The organism is Tardiphaga sp. 37S4 (assembly GCF_021044645.1).
Lineage (GTDB): Bacteria > Pseudomonadota > Alphaproteobacteria > Rhizobiales > Xanthobacteraceae > Tardiphaga > Tardiphaga robiniae.
In genome coordinates this window covers 2,252,152-2,276,713 of the sequence record NZ_CP088008.1, presented here as the reverse complement: position 1 = coordinate 2,276,713, position 24,562 = coordinate 2,252,152, and the positions used below count along the sequence as shown (strand labels likewise).

Annotated in this window: 21 protein-coding genes; 8 read left to right on the top strand and 13 right to left on the bottom strand. The window is 61.4% G+C overall.

The annotated features are described in order from the left end of the window. Positions 1–280: 280 nt before the first annotated feature. Positions 281–1,792, top strand: a complete 1,512-nt coding sequence (locus LPB73_RS11065) for a DEAD/DEAH box helicase (RefSeq protein WP_231080599.1) — start codon at positions 281–283, stop codon at positions 1,790–1,792. Between the two features lie 123 nt (positions 1,793–1,915). Next, entirely contained in the window at positions 1,916–2,983 is a 1,068-nt protein-coding gene (locus LPB73_RS11060; protein ID WP_184516910.1) for a GGDEF domain-containing protein, read from the top strand. A 53-nt stretch (positions 2,984–3,036) separates the two neighbouring features. Here the strand turns inward: LPB73_RS11060 and LPB73_RS11055 are convergent, their stop codons facing one another. From LPB73_RS11055 to LPB73_RS11015, 9 genes are all read right to left on the bottom strand, one after another. Next, positions 3,037–3,504 (bottom strand): TfoX/Sxy family protein, encoded by a 468-nt coding sequence (locus LPB73_RS11055; RefSeq protein ID WP_231080598.1) that lies wholly within the window; start codon positions 3,502–3,504, stop codon positions 3,037–3,039. 203 nt (positions 3,505–3,707) lie between these two features. Next, complete coding sequence (locus tag LPB73_RS11050; protein WP_231080597.1) at positions 3,708–4,118, bottom strand: HesB/IscA family protein; 411 nt, start codon at positions 4,116–4,118, stop codon at positions 3,708–3,710. Between the two features lie 78 nt (positions 4,119–4,196). Further along, the gene (locus LPB73_RS11045) at positions 4,197–4,598 is read right to left on the bottom strand and encodes an SUF system Fe-S cluster assembly protein (RefSeq protein ID WP_170849663.1); all 402 of its coding nucleotides are present in this window, start codon (positions 4,596–4,598) and stop codon (positions 4,197–4,199) included. Continuing rightward, on the bottom strand, positions 4,595–5,842 hold the full coding sequence (locus LPB73_RS11040; RefSeq protein WP_231080596.1) for a cysteine desulfurase: 1,248 nt from the start codon (positions 5,840–5,842) through the stop codon (positions 4,595–4,597). Before LPB73_RS11040 ends, LPB73_RS11045 begins: the two co-directional genes overlap by 4 nt. Then, positions 5,839–7,158, bottom strand: coding sequence for a Fe-S cluster assembly protein SufD (gene sufD / locus LPB73_RS11035; protein ID WP_231080595.1), 1,320 nt, complete (start codon positions 7,156–7,158; stop codon positions 5,839–5,841). Before sufD ends, LPB73_RS11040 begins: the two co-directional genes overlap by 4 nt. A gap of 11 nt (positions 7,159–7,169) precedes the next feature. After that, the gene (gene sufC, locus LPB73_RS11030) at positions 7,170–7,928 is read right to left on the bottom strand and encodes a Fe-S cluster assembly ATPase SufC (RefSeq protein WP_089264143.1); all 759 of its coding nucleotides are present in this window, start codon (positions 7,926–7,928) and stop codon (positions 7,170–7,172) included. Beyond that, positions 7,912–8,223, bottom strand: a complete 312-nt coding sequence (locus LPB73_RS11025; protein ID WP_120289416.1) for a hypothetical protein — start codon at positions 8,221–8,223, stop codon at positions 7,912–7,914. The genes sufC and LPB73_RS11025 overlap by 17 nt, the downstream gene beginning before the upstream one ends. A gap of 5 nt (positions 8,224–8,228) precedes the next feature. Continuing rightward, complete coding sequence (gene sufB / locus LPB73_RS11020; RefSeq protein WP_093758420.1) at positions 8,229–9,710, bottom strand: Fe-S cluster assembly protein SufB; 1,482 nt, start codon at positions 9,708–9,710, stop codon at positions 8,229–8,231. 108 nt (positions 9,711–9,818) lie between these two features. Continuing rightward, entirely contained in the window at positions 9,819–11,027 is a 1,209-nt protein-coding gene (locus LPB73_RS11015; RefSeq protein ID WP_231080594.1) for a cysteine desulfurase family protein, read from the bottom strand. A gap of 276 nt (positions 11,028–11,303) precedes the next feature. Between LPB73_RS11015 and LPB73_RS11010 the strand changes: the two genes are divergently transcribed. After that, positions 11,304–11,951: an alpha/beta hydrolase gene (locus LPB73_RS11010; protein ID WP_068736626.1), complete on the top strand. Its 648-nt coding sequence runs from the start codon at positions 11,304–11,306 to the stop codon at positions 11,949–11,951. Positions 11,952–12,055: 104 nt separating this feature from the next. Here the strand turns inward: LPB73_RS11010 and LPB73_RS11005 are convergent, their stop codons facing one another. After that, positions 12,056–13,579 (bottom strand): porin, encoded by a 1,524-nt coding sequence (locus LPB73_RS11005; protein WP_120289412.1) that lies wholly within the window; start codon positions 13,577–13,579, stop codon positions 12,056–12,058. 317 nt (positions 13,580–13,896) lie between these two features. Next, complete coding sequence (locus LPB73_RS11000) at positions 13,897–15,006, bottom strand: anhydro-N-acetylmuramic acid kinase (protein WP_231081129.1); 1,110 nt, start codon at positions 15,004–15,006, stop codon at positions 13,897–13,899. A gap of 156 nt (positions 15,007–15,162) precedes the next feature. On the opposite strand from LPB73_RS11000, the gene tyrS reads away from it, so the two are divergent. The 4 genes from tyrS to LPB73_RS10980 all read left to right on the top strand — a co-directional run bounded on the left by tyrS (position 15,163) and on the right by LPB73_RS10980 (position 21,369). Beyond that, complete coding sequence (gene tyrS / locus LPB73_RS10995; RefSeq protein WP_231080593.1) at positions 15,163–16,413, top strand: tyrosine--tRNA ligase; 1,251 nt, start codon at positions 15,163–15,165, stop codon at positions 16,411–16,413. Between the two features lie 84 nt (positions 16,414–16,497). Further along, a complete protein-coding gene (locus LPB73_RS10990) occupies positions 16,498–17,715 on the top strand; it encodes an MFS transporter (RefSeq protein ID WP_231080592.1) in 1,218 nt (405 codons plus the stop codon). Between the two features lie 110 nt (positions 17,716–17,825). Further along, complete coding sequence (locus LPB73_RS10985; RefSeq protein ID WP_231080591.1) at positions 17,826–19,520, top strand: methyl-accepting chemotaxis protein; 1,695 nt, start codon at positions 17,826–17,828, stop codon at positions 19,518–19,520. Between the two features lie 154 nt (positions 19,521–19,674). Then, positions 19,675–21,369: a methyl-accepting chemotaxis protein gene (locus LPB73_RS10980; RefSeq protein WP_231080590.1), complete on the top strand. Its 1,695-nt coding sequence runs from the start codon at positions 19,675–19,677 to the stop codon at positions 21,367–21,369. Positions 21,370–21,444: 75 nt separating this feature from the next. Here the strand turns inward: LPB73_RS10980 and LPB73_RS10975 are convergent, their stop codons facing one another. After that, positions 21,445–22,215 (bottom strand): SDR family NAD(P)-dependent oxidoreductase, encoded by a 771-nt coding sequence (locus LPB73_RS10975; protein ID WP_231080589.1) that lies wholly within the window; start codon positions 22,213–22,215, stop codon positions 21,445–21,447. Between the two features lie 105 nt (positions 22,216–22,320). After that, complete coding sequence (locus LPB73_RS10970) at positions 22,321–23,544, bottom strand: ABC transporter substrate-binding protein (protein ID WP_231080588.1); 1,224 nt, start codon at positions 23,542–23,544, stop codon at positions 22,321–22,323. Positions 23,545–23,783: 239 nt separating this feature from the next. Here LPB73_RS10970 and LPB73_RS10965 point away from each other — a divergent pair, with 239 nt between their 5' ends. Next, positions 23,784–24,527, top strand: coding sequence for an IclR family transcriptional regulator (locus tag LPB73_RS10965; protein ID WP_175368901.1), 744 nt, complete (start codon positions 23,784–23,786; stop codon positions 24,525–24,527). The last annotated feature ends 35 nt before the right edge of the window (positions 24,528–24,562 follow it).

Sequence of the window (24,562 nt, the reverse complement as noted above, 5' to 3'; positions counted from 1 at the left end):
GCTAAAACATTAAGCTTTTTGGGATGTTCCAGGGTGTGGCGGATTGACTTTGGCCGATTCCAGCCTATGTTCCGGCTCGACGCGGCCCGGTATCGAAACGCGATATCTTGAGTAAGCCGCCTGTCAGCGCCCAGCGTCTCCGTGCATGTTTGCGTGCCGCTCCGGGGATAAGCGCTGCAGTATTTCCCGAGAATCCAAGCGGCGGTTTCGACCTGAGGCGTGATTCCGAACGGTGATCATCCGGATACCGGATCAGATCATGCCCCCATACAGAGGCTCAATGTCCTTCTCCAATCTCGGCTTGTCCGACAAGGTTCTCGCCGCCGTTGCGGCCACCGGTTACACCACCCCAACCCCCATTCAGGAACAAGCGATTCCTCATGTGCTGGCGCGCAAAGACGTGCTCGGCATCGCCCAGACCGGCACCGGCAAAACCGCTGCCTTCGTTCTCCCGATGATGACCATGCTGGAAAAGGGCCGAGCCCGCGCCCGCATGCCCCGGACGCTCATTCTCGAACCGACCCGCGAACTGGCCGCACAGGTCAAAGAGCAGTTCGACAAATACGGCGTCGGCCAGAAGCTCAACGTAGCGCTGCTGATCGGCGGCGTCTCGTTCGGTGATCAGGACAGCAAACTCACCCGCGGCGTTGACGTCTTGATCGCCACGCCGGGGCGCCTGCTCGACCATACCGAACGTGGCGGACTGCTTCTCACCGGCGTCGAATTGCTGGTCATCGACGAAGCCGACCGCATGCTGGACATGGGCTTCATCCCCGACATCGAACGCATCTGCAAGCTGGTGCCGTTCACCCGTCAGACTCTCTTTTTTACGGCGACCATGCCCGCCGAAATCCGACGCGTCACCGAGACCTTCCTGCATAATCCGGTGAAGATCGAAGTCTCCAAGCCCGCCTCCACCGCTGTCACCGTGACCCAGTCGCAAGTGGCCGTCGGCCGCGAACCGCACGAGAAGCGCGAAGTGCTCCGGGCCCTTCTCCGCGAAGCCACCGACCTCAAGAATGCGATCATCTTCTGCAACCGCAAGCGTGAAGTCGCGTTGCTCGCCAAGTCGCTTCAGAAGCACGGCTTCAGTGTCGGCGCCCTGCATGGCGACATGGAGCAGTCGGCCCGCACAGCCGCGCTGGACCAGTTCCGCAAGGGCGAGCTGCCGATCCTGGTGGCTTCCGACGTCGCAGCCCGTGGTCTCGATATTCCCGCCGTCAGCCACGTCTATAATTTCGACGTCCCGCATCATTCCGACGACTACGTGCACCGCATCGGCCGTACCGGCCGCGCCGGCCGCACCGGCTCCGCGATCTCGCTGGTGTGCCCATCCGACCAGAAGTCCATGCTGGCGATCGAAAAACTGATCGGCCAGTCGATCCCCAAGGTCGAAACTTCCATAGCGATCTCCGAGCCTGTCGAAGGCGAAACCGCTGAGGCGTCGCGCCAGTCGCGCAACCGCACCGGCAATCGCGAAGCCAATGCCGAACAGCCGCGCGGCGGCCGCAACGATCAGCCCCGCGAAGGCGGACGCGATCGCAAACCGCGCCGTGAGCGTGGCCCGCGCCGTGAAGGTGGTCGTTCGGAAGGCGGCGAGCGCAGCCCGCAGCCGCAACCCGCGGAAGCCGCTTTGGCAGCACCGGTCGTGGCAGCGGCAGCCCCGCAAGCGCAGCGTCCCCCCTCCATCGGCCGCGCCGAAGCGCCACGTTCGCGCCGCGAAGACAACGAACCGGCGGATCATTCGCACCTGCCCGCCTTTCTGTTGCGTCCGATCCGGGCACGCGCATAGGTAGTACCGCGCCAGGAACGTTTACTTGCCGTTCACTCTCGTCCCCTAATCTGAATGCGATATTTTTAACGAATTTGCATTTCAGAGGACCGCGTATACCCGCTGTCCACGAGGGCACAGAACGTGACCGGCATCCTGGACGAACAAGAGCGGACTTTGGCCTTTGCCGAAGTCGCGCTGGGCCAAATTCGCTCGCTCCGCCAGACGGCGATTCCGCGCAATTATGAGATCTGGTACGTCTACGCGACTGGCTACAATTCGGCGCTCAACAAGGTCATCAATGAGACGCTGGCCCGCAACGGCCGCCTGACCGAAGCCGATCTCGACCTGATCCACGACACTTATCTCTCACAGATTCGCACCACCGATCGCATCGATCAGGTCGGCGCCCGCGTCATCGGCGAGATCGACGACGTGATGGCGCTCATCACCGATGCTCTGGGCATGACCACGAACTTCAATGCCAGTCTGGATGGTGCCAGCAAGGATTTGTCGCGGGCGCACGATCCCGCTGCGGTGAAAGCTGTGATCGAGAGTCTCGTCAAATCCACCCGTGAAGTGCATGACACGAACAAGGCGCTGGAAGAACGGCTACTGTCCTCGAAGAGCGAGGTCTACACGCTGCAACAGAGCCTCGAAGCGATCCGCGCCGAAAGCCTGACCGATCCCCTCACCGCGCTCGGCAACCGCAAATATTTCGACCGTGCGCTGATGACGGCAATCGATACCGCGGTGAAGCGCGGCGAACCGTTGTCGCTCCTGATGCTCGACATCGATCACTTTAAGTCCTTCAACGACAATTATGGCCATCTCACCGGCGACCAAGTTCTGCGTCTTGTCGGCCAGTCATTGAAGCAGACCATCAAGGGCCAGGATATCACCGCGCGCTATGGCGGCGAGGAATTCGCCGTGGTGCTACCGAACACGCCGCTGCGTCAGGCGCTCACGGTGGCCGATCACATCCGCCGCGCCGTGATGTCAAAGGAGCTGAAGAAAAAATCGACTGGCGAGATCCTGGGACGCGTCACGATTTCCGTCGGCGTCTCGATGCTGCAGATCGGCGACGATATGGAATCGCTCATCGGCCGTGCCGACGCCTGTCTCTATGCCGCGAAGCGCAGCGGCCGCAACCGCGTGATCTGCGAAGTCGATCCGGAATATTCGGCGGAGCTGCAGTTTCAGGTGGCATGACGCCCCACACTTGGCACCATTCGCAAGGAGACGCCGCGCAAGCGCACGGCTCCTCAGGATGAGGATTTGCGCTTCTTTGCGGCTTTACTGGCTTTCTTGCTGGCGACCGTCTTAACCGCAGCCTTCTTGGCAGCCTTCTTTTTCGCCGCGGTCTTCTTCACGACCTTCGCTTTCTTCGTTGCCCGCTTCTTGCTTGCTTTTGCCAGCGATGCACGGATCGCTGCGGCATGCGCGACCCTCGCCCATTCGGTGACTTCATCGGGATCGTCATAGAGCCGTTCCGGCAGCTGCCAATAGGATCCGATCATCCGCAGCTTGCCGCGCATCTCATACTGAAAACACTGCGAGCCCTCGCTCTCGAAACGCGGGATCGAGTTTTCATCGGCGCGCAGATAGACCGCGCCGCGCAGCACCAGCGCGAAGTTGATGCCATCGGCGGAAATGCCAAAGCCGGAAAACATCCGGCGGATCGTTACCGGGCCAAAGCCGGCGAAAAGTTCACTGAGAAATTCGCGGTCCATCGGGGAAGTGTAGGATGCGACGCGCGATTGCGGAAGCGGTCCGTCCGCGTCGTCTCCCTACGTCATGGCCGGGCTTGACCCGGCCATCCAGTCTCCCTCGCTTTCACCGAAGCCCAGAAAAATGGATGCCCGGGACATCTAGCGAAGCCGCGCTTCGCGCTTTGCCCGGGCATGACAGAGTTTTAATTTCGAAAAGACAACTCTCAGCCGTCGATCTTCGCCGGCGTCAGTTGCACGGACTCGCCGCAGCCACAGGCCGAGATCTGGTTCGGGTTGTTGAACACGAACTGGGCCTGCATGCGGTCGGTCTTGTAGTCCATCTCGGTGCCGAGCAGGAACAACACGGCCTTAGGATCGACCAGGATCTTGACGCCCTTGTCCTCGACGATTTCGTCGGTCGGCTTGATGTCGTGGGCATATTCGACGGTGTAGGACTGGCCGGCGCAGCCACCGTTCTTGATGCCGACGCGCAGGCCGACGATCTCGGAATCCGCACGCTCCGTCAGCTCCCGGATCCGCGTTGCGGCAGCATCCGTCAGGCGCATCACCTGCGGACGGGGTCGCGGCTTCGGCTTGGCAGCCGGTACGGTTGGGTTCGGTGTCATCTCAGTCATGTGTTCAGTCCCTTCGGCGGTTCAAGGCCGCCATAGGAATTCAAGCGACTTGGGCGTATTCAGCAAACCGGACGCAACTCACCACATATTCAGAACGAGACGGGCCTCGTCGGTCATCCGGTCCGGCGTCCAGGTCGGCTCCCAGACGATCTCGACCTTGACCAGACCGACGCCGGGCACGCTGGCCACGGCGTTCTCCACCATGGTCGGAAGCTCTTCGGCCGCCGGACAATTCGGCGTCGTAAGCGTCATCTCGACCTGGACGGAGCGATCGTCCTTGATGTCCACCTTGTAAATCAGGCCGAGCTCGTAGATATCCGCGGGGATTTCCGGGTCGAACACGGTCTTCAGTGCAGCGACGATCTCGGTGCCCAGGCGTTCGGTTTCGGCGGGATCGAGCGCCGAGGTGGTCTGCATGTGAGCGGGCTTCTCAGCCTCGGGGGTGGCGTCCGGCGTCTTGGCTTCTGCAATGTCACTCATGCAAACAACTCCCGTGCCTTGATCAGCGCCTGTGCGAGGTGGTCGACCTCCTCGCGGGTATTATACATTCCGAATGATGCACGGCACGTGGCCGTCACATTGAATCGCTCCAGAAGCGGCATCACGCAGTGGGTCCCCGCGCGGACAGCGACGCCCTGTCGGTCGATCACGGTCGCCACGTCATGGGCGTGCGCGCCCTTCAGTTCGAACGAAATCACCGGGCCCTTGTTCTTGGCAGTGCCGATGATACGCAGCGAATTGATCTCGCGCAGCCGGTCCTGTGCATAGACCAGGAGGTCGTGCTCATGGGCGGCAATTCGCTCCTTGCCGATCGAATTGACGTAATCGATGGCAGCGCCGAGGCCGATGGCCTCGACGATGGCCGGCGTGCCGGCCTCGAACTTGTGCGGCGGATCACCATAGGTGACCCACTCCTTCGCCACTTCGCGGATCATCTCGCCGCCGCCGGCATAGGGCCGCATCGCGACCAGGCGGTCATATTTGCCATACAGCACGCCGATGCCGGTCGGTCCGTACAGCTTGTGGCCGGTGAAGATGTAAAAATCGGCGTCGATATCCTGCACGTCGATCGGCATGTGCACGGCAGCCTGGCTGCCATCGACCACGACCGGAATGCCGCGCGCATGCGCGAGCTTCACCACGTCCTTGACCGGAACCAGCGTACCCAGCGCATTGGACATCTGGGTGATGGCGACGATCTTGGTACGATCGGTCAGCAGCTTCTCGAACTCATCGATCAGGAAGTTGCCTTCGTCATCGACTGGTGCCCACTTGATGACGGCGCCCTGGCGCTCGCGCAGGAAGTGCCACGGCACAATGTTGGAATGGTGCTCCATGATCGAGAGCACGATCTCATCGCCTGGCTTGATGTTGTCGCCGCCCCACGATGCCGCGACAGCATTGAGCGCATCGGTGGCATTGCGGGTGAAGATGATTTCCTCGGGGCGCTTGGCATTGAGGAAGTGCTGCACCTTGATGCGCGCGCCCTCATAGGCCTCAGTCGCGGCATTGGCGAGGTAATGCAGTCCGCGATGCACATTGGCATATTCGGACTTGTAGGCCTCGGTCATGCGGTTGAGCACGGCATACGGCTTCTGCGCCGATGCCGCGTTGTCGAGATAGACCAGCGGCTTGCCATAGACCTTCATCTCGAGCGCCGGAAAATCCTCGCGGACGCGAGCGACGTCATATGACCCGTTCGAGACCGCGGGATGCAATGTCATGCGCGCGCCTCCAGCCAGCGCTCCGCAGCCGATATCGCAACGTCGCGCAGATCGTCATTCACGATCGACTCCAGCGCTTCGCCAACGAATGCCTGGATCAGCAGCGCCTGTGCCGCCTTCTCCGGCAGGCCGCGAGCCCGCAGATAGAACAGCAGGCTGTCATCCAGCGCGCCAATGGTCGCGCCGTGGCCGCACTGTACGTCGTCAGCGAAGATCTCGAGCTCGGGCTTGTTGTCAATCTCGGCCTCGTCGGACAGCAGCAGCGCCCGTGACATCATCTTGCCGTCGGTCTTCTGCGCGATCTGATGGACGTTGATGCGGCCCTGGAACACCGAATGCGCGCGATCATCGAGCACGGCACGAAATAGCTCTCGGCTGAGGCAATTCGGGGCTGCATGCTCGATCACGAAGGTACAGTCACCATGCTGCTTGTCGCGCAGCAGATGAACGCTGTTGGTCGACAGCTCCGAATCCACACCAGCCAGCGTGATGAAGCTCTGATAGCGGCTGACGCCACCGCCAGTGGTCAGGCTGAAGGTGTTGAACTTGGTGCGCGCACCGATTGTGACGATGGCCGTTGCGATATTCGCTGCATCGCCGGCGTCTTCCATCACGCGCACATGCTGCAGATCGGAATCGTCGCCGATCCAGATCACGACAGCATCATGGGCCTGATACGCCTTCGCGGATTCTGTCGCGACGAAGCTTTCGACCAGCGTCACGCGCGCGCGATTGCCGATACGCACCAGCGACCGCGTGAATGCGGCCACGCTCGGGCGTGTCGCGACATGCACGATATGCAGCGGCCGGGCCGGAACGGCATCGTCGGCGATATCGATCAACATGCCATCGGTGGCAAAGGCGGCATTCAGGGCGATCATCGGATCGACCACACGTGAGCGCAGCAGGTCCGCCCGCGTCGCACTAGTGGCGTCGTCGAGCATGGCGCTGAGCGCATGTACCGTTACGCCGCCGCCCGACGTCAGATCGGAAAGACCCGCTGCGAAGACGCCGTCAACAATGACGAGCTTCTGCGTATCACCCGTACCGAGTGTTTCGACCAGTCTGCCGGCTTGCGCCAACGCAGCCTGATCCGGCGTGGGCGCAAGCGGCGCCACGTCGCGCAGCAGGTTGCGCAGATCGGTATATTTCCATTCTTCGATGCGCCGGGTCGGCAGACCGGTGCGCGCGAAATCGTCGAACGCCTGCTGGCGCGTTTCCGCCACCGTGCCGACGCCCGGCAGCCGGCCGCGCGCAGCGGCGAATGTGCCGTCCAGCACCGCGCCCGTCGTTGTCTTTGCGAGAGCTACATTCATGATTGTCTCACTCAGGCCGCCGCGTCTTCATACTGCGCGTAACCGGACTCTTCGAGTTCCAGCGCCAGTTCCTTGCCGCCACTCTTCACGACGCGGCCCTTCGACATCACGTGCACATGATCCGGCACGATGTAGTTCAGCAGGCGCTGGTAATGGGTGATCACCACCATGGCGCGATCCGGGCTGCGCAGCGCATTGACGCCGTCGGCAGCGACGCGCAACGCGTCGATGTCGAGACCGGAGTCCATTTCGTCGAGGATGCACAGGCTCGGCTGGAACAGCGCCATCTGCAGCACTTCGTTGCGCTTCTTCTCTCCGCCGGAGAAGCCGACATTGACGCCGCGCTTCAGCATATCCATTGGGATGTTCAGCGAAGCAGCGACCTCGCGGACCTTCCTGAGGAAGTCCGGCACCAGATATTCGGATTCGCCGCGCGCCTTGCGCTGCGCGTTCACCGCAGTGCGCAGGAAGTTCATCGTGGTGACGCCGGGAATTTCCACGGGATACTGGAACGCCAGGAACACGCCCTTGGCGGCGCGCTCGTCGGGCTCCATTTCCAGCAGGTCTTCGCCCTTGAACAGGATTTCGCCGCCGGTCACCTCATAACCGGGCTTGCCGGCGATGACGTGGCTGAGCGTCGATTTACCCGAACCGTTCGGTCCCATGATGGCATGCACTTCACCGCCATTCACGGTCATCGTCAGCCCATGGAGAATCTCGCGATCCTCGACACGAACCTGCAGGTCTTTCACTTCAAGCAATGCGGTCATCAGTAACTTCCTTCTTGCCCGGCTTGCCTGGATTCGGTGGCGCCGATGCATTGACGTTCAATTGAGACGATCCGGTAGGCGTCGACGTGCCCAGCAGACCGAGAAGTTCTCCGAGAGGCGACAGAAGCAGAGCAAAGAAACCAAGTGCTCCAATCCCGCTGACCGCCCCTCCAGCTACCCTGGCATTTTCAAATCCGGCCATGCCGCCGAATAACGCAACGATCGCGCCTGCGAATGCGAGAAACAGCGTGATCGCAAACAGAAGACCCACGGCACCTCCGAGGATCTTCAGCATTCTCACTATCCCACGCTGCCTTCGAGACTGATCGAAATCAGCTTCTGAGCTTCCACCGCGAATTCCATCGGCAGTTGCTGCAACACGTCCTTCACGAAACCGTTGACCACGAGGCCGACGGCTTCTTCCTGCGACAGGCCACGCTGGACGCAATAGAACAGCACGTCTTCGGAGATCTTCGACGTCGTTGCTTCGTGCTCGAACAGCGTCGAGGCGTTCTTCGCCTCGATATACGGCACGGTATGCGCACCGCACTGATCGCCGATCAGGAGTGAGTCACAGGCCGTGAAGTTACGCGCGTTCGTCGCCTTGCGATGTGCGGTGACGAGGCCGCGATAGGTGTTCTGCGACTTGCCGGCAGCGATACCCTTCGAGATGATCCGGCTCGTCGTGTTCTTTCCGAGGTGGATCATCTTGGTGCCGCTATCGACCTGCTGATAGCCGTTCGAAATCGCGATCGAATAGAACTCGCCGCGCGAATTGTCGCCGCGCAGGATGCAGCTCGGATATTTCCAGGTGATGGCGGATCCGGTCTCGACCTGGGTCCAGGAAATCTTCGAGCGGTCGCCGCGGCAGTCACCACGCTTGGTGACGAAATTGTAGATGCCGCCCTTGCCTTCGGAATTGCCGGGGTACCAGTTCTGGACCGTCGAATACTTGATCTCGGCATCGTCATGGGTGACGAGCTCGACCACAGCCGCATGGAGCTGGTTCTCGTCGCGCTGCGGCGCCGTGCAGCCTTCGAGATAGCTGACATAGGCGCCCTTATCGGCAATGATCAGCGTTCGTTCGAACTGGCCGGTGTTGCGCTCATTGATGCGGAAATAGGTCGACAGCTCCATCGGGCAACGCACGCCCGGCGGCACATAGACGAACGAGCCGTCGGAAAACACCGCGGAGTTCAGCGTGGCATAGAAGTTATCGGAGGTCGGCACGACCGTGCCGAGATACTGCTTCACCAGGTCGGGATGTTCGCGGATGGCTTCCGAGATCGGCATGAAGATCACGCCAGCCTGCTTCAGTTCTTTCTGAAACGTGGTCGCGACCGATACCGAGTCGAACACGGCGTCGACGGCGATCCTGCGCTCACCTTCCGGACGCACGACGCCTTCCAGCGCCTCGATCTCGCGGAGCGGAATGCCGAGCTTCTTGTAGGTCTCAAGAATTTCAGGATCGATCTCGTCGATCGAGCCAATGGTCTTCTTCGGCTTCGGCGCCGAATAGTAATAGAGATCCTGGAAGTCGATCTTCGGATACTCGACCCGCGCCCACTTCGGCTCTTCCATGGTCAGCCAGCGGCGATACGCCTCAAGACGCCATTCCAGCATCCATGCCGGCTCGTTCTTCTTGGCGGAGATGTAACGAACGGTGTCTTCGGAAAGGCCCTTCGGGGCCTTCTCGGATTCGATGATGGTCTCGAATCCATAACGATATTGATCGACGTCGATCTGGCGAACCCGATCAACGGTCTCTTGTACGGCAGCCATTTTATCCTCCGCTCGCGGTTTCAAGGACCGCGGTGGATCAATCCAGAAACGTGAAACTCAAAGCTTGTCGGGGTTCTTTACGATGTTCCCGCGGGGAAATCACCCCTCTTAGAACCGTTCAAGCTGTGTTTCGTCGCTATGTTTAAGTAGTGTACCCGAGAGCTTTCGCCAAGCCTCCAGGCACCGATCGACGTCCGCTTCGGTGGTCGACCAGCCCAGACTGAGACGCACAGCACCCCGGGTCAGCTCCGGCCCGAAACCCATGGCTTCCAGCACGTGGGACGGCTGCACCTTACCAGATGAACAGGCGGAACCGGACGATACCGCAATACCTTCGAGATCAAATCCAATCACGGCGGTCTCGGCGCGCAATCCGGGGGCGCCGAACAAGACCGTATTGGGCAGACGCGGCACATCCTGGGCGAACACAAGTCCATTGCTGGATTGCCGCAAGCCCGCCTCAAGCCGCTGACGCAGTTTTTCGACCCGTTTCATGTCATCAAGCGACGCGATAGCGGCCGTCACGGCGGCGCCGAAGCCGGCGATTCCGGGCACATTCTCGGTTCCCGCCCGACGCCCCAGTTCCTGCCCGCCGCCGCTGAGCAGCGCATTGAGCCCGGCGACGCTATTGGCCATGACCAGCGCGCCAATGCCCTTTGGGCCACCGATCTTATGCGCAGAAATTGATAGAAGATCAGCCTGCAATAAATTGATATCTATCGGTATCTTTGCAACCGCTTGCACAGCGTCGACATGCAGCAAGCCGCCGGCGTCATGCACGATGGCCGCAAGCTCAGGAATCGGTTGAAGGGTGCCGGTTTCATTATTGGCCAACATCACGGAAACCAGCGCCGGCTCCCCACCCGCCAGGAGCGCCTGCAACTCATCCGGTTTCACGACGCCATCCTGGTCCACGCCCAGCACCTGGAGGTCTCCCGCGGCGAAGCGGCCTCCCGCCAGCACCGAGGCGTGCTCTACCGCGGAGACGATCAGCCGCCGCACGGCCGCGCCTGGATTGCGCACCAGCCCGGGCGTCAGCGCCAGCACATTGGCTTCGGTTCCGCCTGAGGTGAATATGACGTTTCGCGAATCTGCGCCCAAGGCGCCTGCGACCGCCGCACGGGCGTCCTCGACGATCCGGCGGGCCTGACGGCCCTCGGCATGGACCGATGACGGATTACCAGCCAAATCCCATGCGGCCACCATCGCCGCCCGCGCTTCCGGGCGCAGCGGTGTCGTCGCATTCCAGTCGAGATAGACCCGGTCTCTGCCCAATTCTGTTTTACCTTGAAGGACTTGAAGCCTCGATAGCCGCATCGGACGTCGTCCGGTGCCGCGCGCCGTCTCTCTTAGCTCAATTGCTCACCAAATGCGCCCGCGGCAACGCATGTCACGGCCCCCGACACGTTCAATATGCTTGCTTTTCGCCCCTGCGCTCATGGTAGAACGCGGCCTCAACTTCACCCGGTGCCGCCCACCATCAACCTGGCGGTGCCCGATCGCCCTTTCCTCGCAGGGTCCCCTCCGAGCCATTCTCGCCGAGCCCTGCGCGAAACCGGCTGATCACGCCAAGAACGGGACCTAAGGATCACTATGCCCGAAGTTATTTTTACCGGTCCCGCAGGCCGTATTGAAGGCCGCTATCATCCGGCCAAGCAGAAGAACGCGCCGATCGCCATGGTGCTGCATCCGCATCCGCAATTCGCGGGCACGATGAACCACCAGATCGTCTACCAGTGCTATTACGCCTTCGTGCATCGCGGTTTCTCCGTGCTGCGCTTCAACTTCCGCGGTGTCGGTCGCAGCCAGGGCTCGTTCGACCACGGCACCGGCGAATTGTCGGACGCGGCAGCCGCGCTCGACTGGGCACAGACCATCAATCCCGAAGCGCGCGCATGCTGGGTTGCCGGTTTCTCGTTTGGCGCCTGGATCGGCATGCAACTCCTGATGCGCCGCCCTGAGGTCGAAGGCTTCATCTCGATCGCGCCGCCGGCCAATCTCTATGATTTCTCGTTCCTCGCACCCTGCCCGTCGTCGGGCCTGATCGTGCACGGCGAGAAGGATGCGGTCGTGCCGCCGAAGGACGTCAACACGCTGGTCGAGAAGCTGAAGACCCAAAAGGGCATCGTGATCGATCAGCACATCATTCCGGGTGCTAATCACTTCTTCGATAACAAGCTCGAGCCGCTGATGGAATCGGTCACCGGCTATCTCGACATGCGCCTCGCCAACGTGCGCTGAGGCGTCGATCGGCCTCACGCCTGCCGCTTCATGTCAACCTAACAAAAAGCCCTCGGCCAGATCGGCCGAGGGCTTTTCAGTTTCAGTTTTAGGCCTGATCGGGATCAGAACGAGCGCAGGATCTGGACCGAGCCGTTGTAAAGATTCTGATCCTTGATCTGGTAGGCCTGATTGGGCTTGCCAGTTGCCGTGCCGGTATAGGTGCCGTCGAGATTCTGATCGAGGCGGCTATAGGTGAATTCAGCCGACAGGGTCAGGTTCTTGACGGGGGTCCATGCAGTACGTGTACCGACCTGGGCAATTCCGAAATCAAAATTGTTGGTCGTGCCAGTAATGCTGCCAGCCGTAGAGCCCGGGTTGGACGAACTGCTCGTTCCCAGGCGACCGCCGGCCGGGCTGAATGCCGCGGCGAGCATCGCGTTGCCGGCATCGCCATAGGAGATATGGCTGTAGTTGCCGAAAACCGAGGTGCGCCATGCCGTGTTCCAGTAGTGCTCATAGAAGGCACTGACTTCCCAGGCATCACTCTGCTGGATCGAGCTTCCCGGCGAATACACACCATCGAGCACGTAGCCGAAGCCAACCGTGTTGCCATCGAATTTGGCAAAACGACCGCCGCCGGAGGTTTCGAGCGAGCCGCCGGTGAAGGCGTAACGCGCGGCGCCCTTGGCATAAGACGCTTCGATCTTCAGGCTGTCGTTTGCACCGGTCGGCAGGACCTTGAATTCCACCGCGCCGCTGACGGCAAAGCCGTAGACATCGTCAGGATGCCCGAAGGATTCATTTGCCCCGTAGAAACCGGCCGTCGACGTGTGCATGGCCGCAGCGAAATGCAGCGAGCCCCACTTCTGATCGAGCCGAAGGTTGCCGACGACATCGGGAATATGATTGCCGCCCGTAGCGTTGCCGAAGAACGTGTTTGAATTGGTGCCGTAGAAGGCACCGGTGAACGACCCCGCGCCCGGCGCGACAATGAAGGTCGCAGTATTGTAGAGGCCAGCATTGCGATAGGGCGACGCATTCTCGAGCGCGATGGTGCCCGAGAAGCCGTTGCCGAATTCAGCTGTGTAAGCGATTTGGGGAATGCCGGTCGTATTGCTCGAACCCGCAAGGAAGCCCGATGAGATCCAAGGCTTGGTCAGCGCCCATTGCGGATCGAAATTCGACACAGCCTTACCGAAGGTGAAGCCGGCGAACTGGATGAATGCGAAATCCACTTCTGTGAAGCCGCCGGCGATGCTGTCGCGGTTCTGCGTGAAGTCGAGCTGCATGTTCGCATAGGTACGCACCACGCCGTATTCGGACGCCGTGCGCGTATCGGTCGTAATGTTGATACGTTCGCGTGTGAGGAAGTTATCCTTGGTCCAGAGATTGTTGCCGCCGGCGCCGCCCTGCCAGAACGGCGCGTCGTACGGGCCACCGTTAAAAGTCGTATCGAGGCGGATCGCGCCGCCGATCTTGATGCAGGTGTCTGTGCCCGGGATGTAGTAGAAGCCGGCACCGTAGATCGAGCAGATCTTCACATATTCGACAGCCTTGGCCTTCACCGGAAGGTCCGCCGCCTGAGCAGTGCTCGCTGCCAGCAACGCTGCAGCGGAACCAAGTATCATTTGCTTCATCGTGGTCATGTTGCCTCCAGACCGATCGTATCGGCACGCGCGATTGCCCCGGGCGTGCCATTCATGAGGCAGAGTTGTGGAAGATCATGTTGCGAAACAATGCGCGCGGTCGATTGTCGCAGCATCATTTTCCGGCTGTGTGCTTTCGGCAACATATTAGGCAAACCGCGGCATTTCCGTACCAAATTCATCACGAGATTTGGTTATGCCCTCACGCATTCGTGTCCGCGGCAGCTTGCCGACTACCACAGGCATAGACGCCGTTATTCGCGATCAACCTGATTCGTTGAGTGAGTCGAATCGCCCTCACCACGGCGAACTTCGCACTAGCTCGCGAGGTAGTCCGCTCTCACACCGCCCGTCATCGGCTCCGGCACACCAGTCGTTGCCGGATAGCTCAACGGCAAGCCCGCAAGCGAGCGCGCCGCCAGGAACGCGAAGGCCTGCGCTTCCATCGCATCGGCCGACCAGCCCAGGTCATTCGCACTCTCGACGCTAGCGGCCGGCAATCGCTCCCGCAGCATGCGCAGCATCGTCGGATTGCGCGCGCCGCCGCCGGTGATGATCCAGCTGCGCGGCGGCTTCGGTAACAGCGGCGCAATGCTGGCGATGGTCGCAGCGGTGAACGCCGTCAGCGTCGCTGCACCATCAGCCGGAGTCGTATCGCTCAATTGCAATGCAGCGAAGTGATTGCGATCAAGCGACTTCGGCGGCGCTGCCGCAAAGAACGAATTCTGCAACCCCTTTGCGACCCACGCATCATCGACACGGCCCTGCGCCGCCAGTGCGCCATCCGCATCGAACGGCTGCCCCGTTGCACGCAACACGAAATCATCGAGCAGCGCATTGCCCGGACCGGTGTCGCAGGCAATCAACGCGATGTCGCCGTCAATGTAAGTCACATTGGACACGCCGCCGATATTGACCACGGCAATGGGCCCGTCACGATGCAGTCCCTGCGCCAACGCACGGTGATAGACCGGCACCAGCGGCGCTCCCTGCCCGCCCGCAGCCACATCAGCCGCCCGCAGGTCGTGGATCACCGGCAGGCCGACCATCCCGGCAAGACTCGCCCCATCGCCAATCTGCACGGTGAGTCGATCGGCGGGACGATGCAGCACGGTCTGGCCGTGAAAGCCGATGATGTCGATGCTGCCTCGTGCGATGCCATGATCAGTCAGAAACGCCTCGACGGCCTCGGCATGGGCCGATGTCACCACCCGCTCCGCCTCGGCCAGACTGCCCGGCCTAATATCGCGCCGGCTCAGTTGCACGGCCTCAGCCAGCGCCTGGCGCAACACGGCACGCTCAGCCTCGCTATATGGCCGATACCCTGACGGGCCGAACGACCCGACCCGTTCGCCATCGGTCTCGATCAGGGCGACATCGACGCCGTCCAGCGAGGTTCCGCTCATTAGTCCGATCGCGGTCAGCATATCAGGCACGCGGCAAAGCCCTCATTTCCGGTCAAAACTTGTGTCGAAGCGCCCAATCTTATAATGCCACAGGCACTTTGGGACGGCCAGCACGCCCCCACCTTGCCGCCAATCCATTGAGACAGCGTAAAATTATCCGAACCGAGCCGTAAACCGATGACCAGCTACAAGTCCGATTTTCTCAACGTCCTCCAGAGCCGCGGCCTGATCCATCAGGTCTCCGATGCCGAGGCGCTGGACGCCGCCTGCTGCAAGGGACCGGTCACGGCTTATGTTGGCTATGACGCCACGGCGACCAGCCTGCATATCGGCAATCTGATCTCGGTGACCATGCTGTACTGGTTTCAGCAGACCGGCCATCGCCCAATCACGCTGATGGGTGGCGGCACCTCGATGGTCGGCGACCCGTCGTTCCGGGACGACCAGCGACAATTGCTAACGGTCGAGAAGATCGCGGAGAACATCGAAGGCATCAAGAAGATCTTCGGCAAGATGCTGGCGTATGGCGACGGCCCGACCGACGCACTGATGGCCAACAATGCCGACTGGCTGCTGAAGTTGAACTATGTCGAATTCCTGCGCGATGTCGGCCGCCACTTCTCGGTCAACCGCATGCTGTCCTTCGACAGCGTGAAGTTGCGCCTCGACCGCGACCAGTCGCTGTCCTTCCTTGAATTCAACTACATGATCATGCAGGGCTACGACTTCGTCGAGCTCAACCGCCGCTATGGCACGCTACTGCAAATGGGCGGCTCCGATCAGTGGGGCAACATCATCAACGGTGTCGACCTCAGCCACCGCATGGGCGGCCCGCAGCTTTACGCACTGACAACGCCGCTGCTCACCAAGTCATCTGGCGAGAAGATGGGCAAGTCGGCCTCCGGCGCCGTCTGGCTCAATGGCGATCTCTTCAGCCCCTATGACTTCTGGCAGTACTTCCGCAACACCGAAGATGCAGACGTTGGCCGTTTCCTCAAGGTCTTCACGCGCCTGCCCCTCGACGAAATCGCCAAGCTCGCGGCCTTGGGCGGTTCGGAGATCAACGAGGCGAAGAAGATTCTCGCCACCGAAGCGACGGCGGTGGTGCACGGCCGCGATGCAGCAAATGCCGCTGCGGAGACGGCACGCAAGACCTTCGAGGAAGGCGCGCTCGCCGACAGCTTGCCGACCGTCAATATTCCGCAAGCTGAACTTGAAGCAGGCGTCGGTGTCCTCGCGGCCTTCGTCAATGCCGGTTTCGTCGCGTCGAACGGCGAAGCGCGGCGGCAGATCAAGGGCGGCGGCTTGCGCGTCAACGATGTTGCGGTGACCGACGAGAAGATGATGCTGACCCCCGCGTTGCTGACGGAAGGCGTCATCAAGCTCTCGCTCGGGAAGAAGCGGCACATCCTGCTCAAGCCTGCATAGCCACATTCATCCAGCGCACTTGTTCATGCACGGTGAAACGCGCTCCATGGCGCAGCTGTCGCAAACGCCGTGAAGAAGAGCCAGATGGATTTGAAGTCGTCGCAACGCATCGGACTATCGGTCCTCGGCCTCAGCTTCACCTTTGCGCTGTTCGGCCGGGGACTGCAGGAGAGTTTCTCGGTCTTCCTGCTGCCTATTTCACAATCATTCGGCTGGGACCGTAGCGAAGTCGTTTCGATCTATTCGTTGACGGCGCTGTGCGTCGGCCTGTCATCTCCATTGATCGGCCGGCTGTTCGATCGCTCGGGGCCGCGCACGGTATTCGTCATCGGCCTTTCGGTCCTTGGACTTTCGTTGCTGGCCGCCGCCTATGCCCAGCACCTGTGGCAGTTTCAGCTCGCCCTCGGTGCCTGTTTCGGCTTTGCCATCGCCTGCATCGGCAACGTCCCGAATGCGCTGCTGCTGGGACGCTGGTTCGGCAAGCGACTGCCGCTGGCAATGTCGGTTTTCTATTCCGCCACCGGCGCAGGCGTCCTGGTGATGCTGCCGCTTGCCCAGCTTCTGATCGATCACATCGAGTGGCGTGGCGCCTACCGCACCTTCGGCATGATCGCGCTGGCCCTGCTGGTACCCACCATATTGCTACCTTGGCGTAAGATCAGCGCGGGGTCGCCGCATCTCGATAAATCGGAGAAGCACGACGACATCATCGACGAAGGATGGACACTGGTCGGCGCCATGCGCCATCACGCATTCTGGGCGCTATTCGGCACATTCTTCTTCACTGCCATCGGCATGTTTGCAATCACGCCGCAAGTGGTCGCCTATCTCGTCGATGTCGGCTTCCCGCCTCTGCAAGCAGCGACGGCTTGGGGTTTCAGCGGCATAGCGCTGCTGTTCGGCATGATCGGCGTCAGCTGGCTCGACGGCGTGATCGGTCGACGGCCGTCGATCCTGTTCAGTTATTCAATGTCGATCCTCGGCATCGTGATGCTGTGGCTGCTGCAATGGTATCCGAACTACGCGCTGCTCACCGGCTTCGTCGTCTGCTTCGGCAGCATGATCGGATCGCGCGGCCCGCTGCTGTCAGCGACCGCCATGAAGATCTTTCGCGGCAAACGGATGGGCACCATTTATGGGACGATCACCTTCGGCAGCGGGCTCGGAGCGGCACTTGGCTCATGGACCGGCGGCCTGCTGCATGACTGGACCCAGAGCTATAACGCGCTGCTCGCCTTTGCCTTGATCAGCGTCGTGATCGGCATGATCCCGTTTCTCGTCGTGCCTGCCTTGCGCCGCTAAATCGCTACACATGCGTTCGCACAGCGAACTCATTGAGTTTGTCAGCCTTCACGATTGGTAAGCGACTCGCTGGTATCTCTTTGCCAGTAGTGCTCCGATTAGAGGTCGACATGAGTTTGCTTAGCCGTTTCACCATTCGCACCAAGCTCACCAGCATGGTGCTGGTTTCTGCTGCGTCTATTTGCGCTATCATCGCGGTGGCCGCTTCGCTGAGCCAGAAGCGCATGCAGCAGGATCGGATGGAACAGCTCCATACCGCGGTCGACCTGATGGTCGGCATGGCCGACAGCATGCAGGAAGAAATTGCGGCCGGAAAGATCACCTTGGCTGACGCCCAGATGCGCTATCGCCAACTGGCTCGCAACATGACCTTCGGCAACAAGCAAGGCTATCTCGTCGCCTACAAACCTGATGGCGTTCTCCTGGTGAATGCCGGCAACCCGAAGCTGGAAGACAAGAATACGGGCGCCAAGGATTCCAATGGCATCCTGATTTCCAGAGCAATCATCGACGCCGCACGCCAGACCGCCAATGGCGGCAGCACTTACTATCTCTATCCGCGTCCCGGCCAGACCGAGCCGACCGCCAAAATGGTCTTTGCTCGTTACTATGCCCCATGGGATATCACCTTCAGCACCGGCCTTTATATCGACGACCTCGACGCCGACGTTAATGCTCTCCTCGTCCGCCTCGGCTCGCTCGGCGCCGGCGTCCTCGCTGTGATGGCACTGCTGTCCTTTCTGATGGCCAGCGATATCCTCGGCGCGCTCCGCCGCCTGCAAGCACGCATGCACGCCATCGCCAATGGCGCACTCGACGAGAACGTCGGCGAAACCGACCGCGGCGACGAAATCGGCCGCATGGCCGAAACGCTGGAAATGCTCCGCCAGACCTCGCTGACCGCCCGCTCCCTCGAAGCCGAGCAGGCCAAGTTGAAGCAGATGAGTGAAGCCGAGAAGCGCGACGCGCTGATCGCCCTCGCCGATCGTTTCGACTCCTCCGTCGGTCAGTTGGTCGGCCTGATGGCGTCCGGTTCCACCGAACTCGAAGCCACCGCGCAGTCGATGAGCGGCACCGCCGCCCGCACCAATGACCAGGCCGGCATCGTCAACACTGCCGCCTTGCAAGCCAGCACCCGCGTGCAGACGGTCGCCGCCGCCGCCGAGGAACTGTCATCGTCAATCGCCGAGATCGCGCGTCAGATGGCGCAGTCGGCCAAGATCACCACCCACGCCGTCGACAGCGCCCGCCGCACCGACACCATCGTGCGTGCCCTCGCCGACGGTGCTCAGCAGATCGAGCATGTCGTCGAATTGATCTCCACCATCGCCGGCCAGACCAACCTACTGGCGCTGAACGCAACGATCGAAGCAGCCCGTGCAGGCGATGCAGGCCGCGGCTTCGCCGTCGTGGCGACCGAAGTAAAGAGCCTCGCCGGTCAGACCGCCGACGCCACCAAGGAAATCAGCACCCGCATCGCGCAGATCCAGAGTGCAACCAAGGAAGCTGTCGACGCGATCCAGGGCATCACCGCCACCATCGAGGAAGTCAGCGCCATCGCCACCACGATCGGATCGGCCATCGAAGAACAAGGCGCAGCGACCGCGGAGATCGCCCGCAACGTCACCCAGACCGCGCAGGCTACGCAGGACGTCACTACCAATATTGGCGGCGTCAGCGCTGCCGCGCATGAGACCGGCGACGCTGCCGGCATGGTGCTCAACGCCGCTTCCGGCCTATCGAAACAAGCCGAGCAATTGTCCGGCGAAGTCACGACGTTCCTCGCCGGCGTGCGGGCTGCCTAAAATACAGCTACATCCTTGTATGAAAGGCGCGGTCAGCAATGACTGCGCCTGACGAAGCGGCACATGCTGAAAGGGACGCATTGCAACCCGTGATTTACCATTGGTAAGCAGGTTGACGGTATTATTGTCTGGTCACTCTCACGCCGAGGTCCAGATGAGTCTGCTCAGTAACTTCACGATCCGCACCAAGCTCGTCAGCATGGTCGCGGTCTCTGCCATTGCGGTCTGCGCCGTCATCGCGGTCGCCGCTTCGCTTAGTCAGAAGCGGATGATGGAGGATCGGATTTTGCAGCTCCGCACCGCCGTCGATCTCGTCACTGGCCTCGCGCAATCGCTCCAGGACGAAGTTGAAGCGGGCAAGATGAAGCTGCCGGAAGCTGAAGATCAGCTTCGCCTGCGCAGCCGGCGCATGTTGTTCGACAAGGGACAGGGCTACGTGCTCGCCTATCGCGCCGACTCCACCGTGATGGTCCACGGCACGCTGCCGAAGCTCGAAGGCACCATCACCAACGGCAAGGATTCCAATGGCGTCCTGATCGCCTCCGCCGTCATCGCCGCCGCCAACAGCAAGCCTGAAGGTGCGACCGCGACCTATCTGTATCCACGTCCTGGACAGGATGAGCCCCGACCGAAAGTCGTGTTCGCCCGTAAATTCGCGCCGTGGAACGTCGTCATTAGCATTGGCGTCTATGTGGACGACCTCGATGCCGACATGAACGCCCTGCTGATGCGGCTCGGCTCTATTGGTGCCGGCGTGCTCGCACTTATGGCGCTGCTGTCCTGGCTGATTTCCAGCGACATTCTGGGCGCACTGCGCCGGTTGCAGTCACGCATGCATGACATCGCCAATGGCGCGCTCGACGCCAAGGTTGAGGAGACTGATCGCGGCGACGAAATCGGCCGCATGGCGGAAACGCTGGAGATGCTGCGCCAGACATCGCTGACGGCGCGCTCCCTCGAGGCCGAGCAGACAAAAATGAAAAGCCTCAGCGAAGCCGAAAAGCGCGATGCGCTCATCGCTCTCGCCAATCGCTTCGACGCATCCGTCGGCCAGCTGGTCGGACTGATGGCGTCGGGTTCGACCGAGCTCGAAGCCACCGCGCAATCCATGACGGGCACGGCCGATCGGACCAACCAGCAGGCCACGATGGTCAGCTCGGCTGCGACCGAAGCCAGCACGCGCGTGCAGACGGTCGCATCTGCCGCCGAGGAGCTATCCTCGTCGATCACCGAGATCGCACGTCAGATGGCCCAGTCCGCCAAGATCACGTCGCACGCGGTGGATAGTGCACGCCGCACCGATACCATCGTGCGGGCGCTGGCGGATGGCGCACAGCAGATCGAACATGTCGTCGAGCTGATCCAAACCATCGCTGCCCAGACCAACCTCCTCGCTCTGAACGCCACCATCGAAGCTGCGCGCGCTGGCGATGCCGGCCGCGGCTTCGCGGTGGTCGCCACCGAAGTGAAGAGCCTCGCCGGGCAGACCGCCGATGCCACCAAGGAGATCAGCACGCGCATCGCGCAAATCCAGAGCGCGACCAAGGAAGCCGTCGATGCCATCCAGGGCATCACGGCCACCATCGAGGAAGTCAGCGCCATCGCCACGACGATCGGCTCGGCCATTGAGGAGCAAGGCGCGGCGACTGCCGAAATTGCTCGCAACGTGACGCAGACAGCGCAGGCGACCCAGAACGTCACCACCAATATCGGCGGTGTCAGCTCGGCAGCGCACGAGACCGGCAACGCTGCGGGCATGGTGCTGAGTGCGGCAACCGGCCTGTCGAAACAGGCCGAGCAACTGTCCGGCGAAGTCAAAACCTTCCTCGCCGGCGTTCGCGCCGCCTGACGCAGATATCCCTCAAGCACGAAGGGCGCGGTCAGCAATGACTGCGCCCTTCGCTATTTTAGGAGTAACTGCCGATCAACGCGCGGTGAAGCCGCCGTCCACCGGCAGGGCAACGCCCGTGATAAAGGAGGCATCGTCCGAACCGAGCCACAGCGCGGCATGCGCTACATCCTCGGCCTTGCAGAGACGGCCCATGGGCACCGCCGCCAAAAGCTTGGCCTCGTTGGCCGCAGCTTCCGCTGCGACGCCCGAGCGGCCGGTGAAACCGAGCTTCATCGGCGTATCCGCAAGACCCGGGCAGATCACGTTTACGCGGACCTGATCGGGAGCGAATGCCTGTGCCAGCGACTTGGTGAGGCCGACCACAGCGAACTTAGCAGCCGAATAGATCGGGCTCATCATGGAGCCGACAATGCCCGACACCGACGAGGTGAAGATCACCGAGCCGCCGCCGCGCTTGCGCATGTGCTTGATCACTTCGCCGGCCGCCAGCGTCGCCGAGGTGACGTTGAGCGCCATCGCAAATTCATAGGCCGTGAGGTCGAGATTCTCGACGCCGGCCGGACCCGGCGTGCCGGCATGAGCCCAGAGGATATCGATACCGCCAAGTGCGGCAGCCGCCTCGTTGATTGAACTCTTCATCTGTTCGGTTTTCGACAGATCGGCCTGGATGGTGGTGAGCTCATAACCCAGCTTCTTCATGTCGGATTTGAGCTGCGCGAGCGCGTCCGCATTGACGTCAATGGCGGCGACCTTGGCGCCTTCCTTGAGGAACAGTTCGACGCCGGCGCGTCCCATGCCCGATGCTGCAGCGGTGACGGCGGCGAGTTTATTGGCGAGACGCATTCTGTTGTCCTTGTGATGGTTTTGATATCGCGGTTCAGAAAAAGAAAAACGCGCAGCGCGGGGTCACCGACATCTGCGCGTTCTCATCGTTCGTTGCTGCAGCCGTTACTTGATCAGCGGGCAACCGCCGTCCTTGATCGGACGGAAGGCCGTGTCGGCCGGGATCGTCGCCAAAACATTGTAATAATCGTACGGCTTCTTCGACTCAGCGGGCTTCTTGACCTGGAGCAGATACATGTCGTGCAGCACGCGGCCGTCTTCACGCAGCGTGGTCTTGCCGAACAACGGATCGTCGAACGTACCCATCTCGCGGATCGCCTTGACGACCGCCGCGCCATCCTTCGGCGAGCCAACCTTGGCGACCGCCTTCAGATAGGTGAGCGACGCCGAATAGGCGCCGGCCTGGTTCATACTGGGATAGCGACCGTTGTTGCGCTTGGCGAACCGCTCGCCAAAGGTGCGGGTCTGCTCGTTCAGATCCCAGTAGAAGCCCTCAGTGAGCTGCAGGCCCTGCGCCGTGTTGAGACCGAGAGAGTGGATATCCGAAATGAACATCAGCATGCCGGCGAGCTTCTGGCCCGCCTGCACGATACCGAATTCAGACGCCTGCTTGATCGCCTTGATGGTATCGCCGCCGGCATTCGCCAGTGCGATTACCTCGGCCTTGGAGGCCTGCGCCTGCAGCAGATAGGACGCGAAATCGTTCGAATCAGTCGGGTGCTTGATACTGCCGAGCACCTTGCCACCATTGACATTGATGACGGCTGTAGCATCACGCTCTAGCGAAGCGCCCAGCGCGAAGTCGACAGTAAGGAAGAACCAGCTCTTGCCGCCGGCCTTGGTCATGGCGTCGGCCGTCCCGTGCGCCAGTGCCCAGGTGTCATAGGTCCAATGCACCGAGTTCGGCGTGCAGGCCTTGCCCGTCAGGTCCGACGTGCCTGATGCCGTGAACAGCGCGACCTTGTTGAGCTCCGCCGTGAGCGGCGCGACAGCCAGCGAGGTGGCGCTGGTCGGAATGTCGACGAGGACGTCGACGCCTTCGGTCTCGTACCACTTGCGCGCGATGTTGCGCGCGATGTCCGGCTTGTTCTGCGGATCGCCCTGGATCACCTCGACCTTGAACTTGTCGGCGCCCGGAAGCTTGTTGAAATCCTCGATAGCCATCTTGGTGGCGTCGAACGAACCCATGCCGCCGATATCAGAGAAAATGCCGGACATGTCGGCGAGGACGCCCAGCTTCACTGGCGTCTGTGCCGACGCCATCTGCGCGGACAGCAATCCGAGCGACAGCGCCACGGCTGACACGGCAACAGTATTGCGAATGGTCATCTAGTCCTCCCCTGACAAATTCCGTGATTCCCCCCTGGCAAGGCGCCAGCCCGGCAATCACGTGAATAATTCTTGTTTATGAATTTATAAGACCTATACGTGAATTGTAAGTCAAGACCACCGCCGCCGATCTGGATGGCTTCAAGGACGTTTCAGCGATACAGGGGCCAAACAGAGCGCGCAGAATCGCAAGCGTGTCGCGACGCGTGACGTGCCAACAAGGAAGAATGAGAATTCCAATGCTGGTCAGACAAGCTGCCAACGTCCTGGAACTGATGGAATATTTCGCCCGGCGCAAACGCCCCGCGACGCTGGCCGAAATTTCGGATGACCTCGGCTGGCCGCGCTCCAGCACGTTCAATCTCGTCGGCACCATCGCCGACAAGGGCTGGCTCTATGAGCCCCGTGCGCGCAACGGCTACTATCCCAGCCCCCGCTGGTTAATGCTTGCCCGCGCTGTCGCAGATGCCGAGCCGCTCCCGGACGCGGCCCATGCGCTGGTGACCGAAATCGCCGACCAGACCGGCGAAACGACCGGCGTCGCCGCCCTCGCCGGAACGTCAGCAATCTTCCTGGATGTCGTCGAGTCCACGCATTCGGTGCGCTACTTCGCGCAGATAGGCGACCGCGTTCCGGTCCATGCAAGTTCGGTGGGCCGCGCCATTCTCGAGCAGCATTCGCCCGAGGAACGCAAGGCGATCTATCGCAAGATCAAGTTCGAAGCCTTCTCCCACACGACACCGACAACGGCAGAGGCGATCGAGGACGAACTCAGAGAGGCGGCCGAGCGCGGTTATCAGCAAAGTTCATCGGAATATATCGCCGACCTCGCGGGCGTCGCCGTGCCCTTGCCGGTGCAACATCGCCGGTTGTCGCTCGTGGTTGCCGGTCCGACGTCGCGCTGCCTGACACGGCGTCCCGAAACGGCAGCCATCATCCAGAAGCTGATACAGAGATTCGCATCCGAACTCGCGTCAAGCTAAGCCCCGCACAATGCGGCGAGCGCTGCGCTTGAGCC

Bases quoted from the DNA above. Each gene is read 5' to 3' on its own strand.
- LPB73_RS11065 (WP_231080599.1), top strand. From the start codon at position 281: ATGTCCTTCTCCAATCTCGGCTTGTCCGACAAGGTTCTCGCCGCCGTT.
- LPB73_RS11055 (WP_231080598.1), bottom strand. From the start codon at position 3,504: ATGGACCGCGAATTTCTCAGTGAACTTTTCGCCGGCTTTGGCCCGGTA.
- LPB73_RS11050 (WP_231080597.1), bottom strand. From the start codon at position 4,118: ATGACTGAGATGACACCGAACCCAACCGTACCGGCTGCCAAGCCGAAG.
- LPB73_RS11045 (WP_170849663.1), bottom strand. From the start codon at position 4,598: ATGAGTGACATTGCAGAAGCCAAGACGCCGGACGCCACCCCCGAGGCT.
- LPB73_RS11040 (WP_231080596.1), bottom strand. From the start codon at position 5,842: ATGACATTGCATCCCGCGGTCTCGAACGGGTCATATGACGTCGCTCGC.
- sufD (WP_231080595.1), bottom strand. From the start codon at position 7,158: ATGAATGTAGCTCTCGCAAAGACAACGACGGGCGCGGTGCTGGACGGC.
- sufC (WP_089264143.1), bottom strand. From the start codon at position 7,928: ATGACCGCATTGCTTGAAGTGAAAGACCTGCAGGTTCGTGTCGAGGAT.
- LPB73_RS11025 (WP_120289416.1), bottom strand. From the start codon at position 8,223: ATGCTGAAGATCCTCGGAGGTGCCGTGGGTCTTCTGTTTGCGATCACG.
- sufB (WP_093758420.1), bottom strand. From the start codon at position 9,710: ATGGCTGCCGTACAAGAGACCGTTGATCGGGTTCGCCAGATCGACGTC.
- LPB73_RS11015 (WP_231080594.1), bottom strand. From the start codon at position 11,027: ATGCGGCTATCGAGGCTTCAAGTCCTTCAAGGTAAAACAGAATTGGGC.
- LPB73_RS11010 (WP_068736626.1), top strand. From the start codon at position 11,304: ATGCCCGAAGTTATTTTTACCGGTCCCGCAGGCCGTATTGAAGGCCGC.
- LPB73_RS11005 (WP_120289412.1), bottom strand. From the start codon at position 13,579: ATGACCACGATGAAGCAAATGATACTTGGTTCCGCTGCAGCGTTGCTG.
- LPB73_RS11000 (WP_231081129.1), bottom strand. From the start codon at position 15,006: ATGCTGACCGCGATCGGACTAATGAGCGGAACCTCGCTGGACGGCGTC.
- tyrS (WP_231080593.1), top strand. From the start codon at position 15,163: ATGACCAGCTACAAGTCCGATTTTCTCAACGTCCTCCAGAGCCGCGGC.
- LPB73_RS10990 (WP_231080592.1), top strand. From the start codon at position 16,498: ATGGATTTGAAGTCGTCGCAACGCATCGGACTATCGGTCCTCGGCCTC.
- LPB73_RS10985 (WP_231080591.1), top strand. From the start codon at position 17,826: ATGAGTTTGCTTAGCCGTTTCACCATTCGCACCAAGCTCACCAGCATG.
- LPB73_RS10980 (WP_231080590.1), top strand. From the start codon at position 19,675: ATGAGTCTGCTCAGTAACTTCACGATCCGCACCAAGCTCGTCAGCATG.
- LPB73_RS10975 (WP_231080589.1), bottom strand. From the start codon at position 22,215: ATGCGTCTCGCCAATAAACTCGCCGCCGTCACCGCTGCAGCATCGGGC.
- LPB73_RS10970 (WP_231080588.1), bottom strand. From the start codon at position 23,544: ATGACCATTCGCAATACTGTTGCCGTGTCAGCCGTGGCGCTGTCGCTC.
- LPB73_RS10965 (WP_175368901.1), top strand. From the start codon at position 23,784: ATGCTGGTCAGACAAGCTGCCAACGTCCTGGAACTGATGGAATATTTC.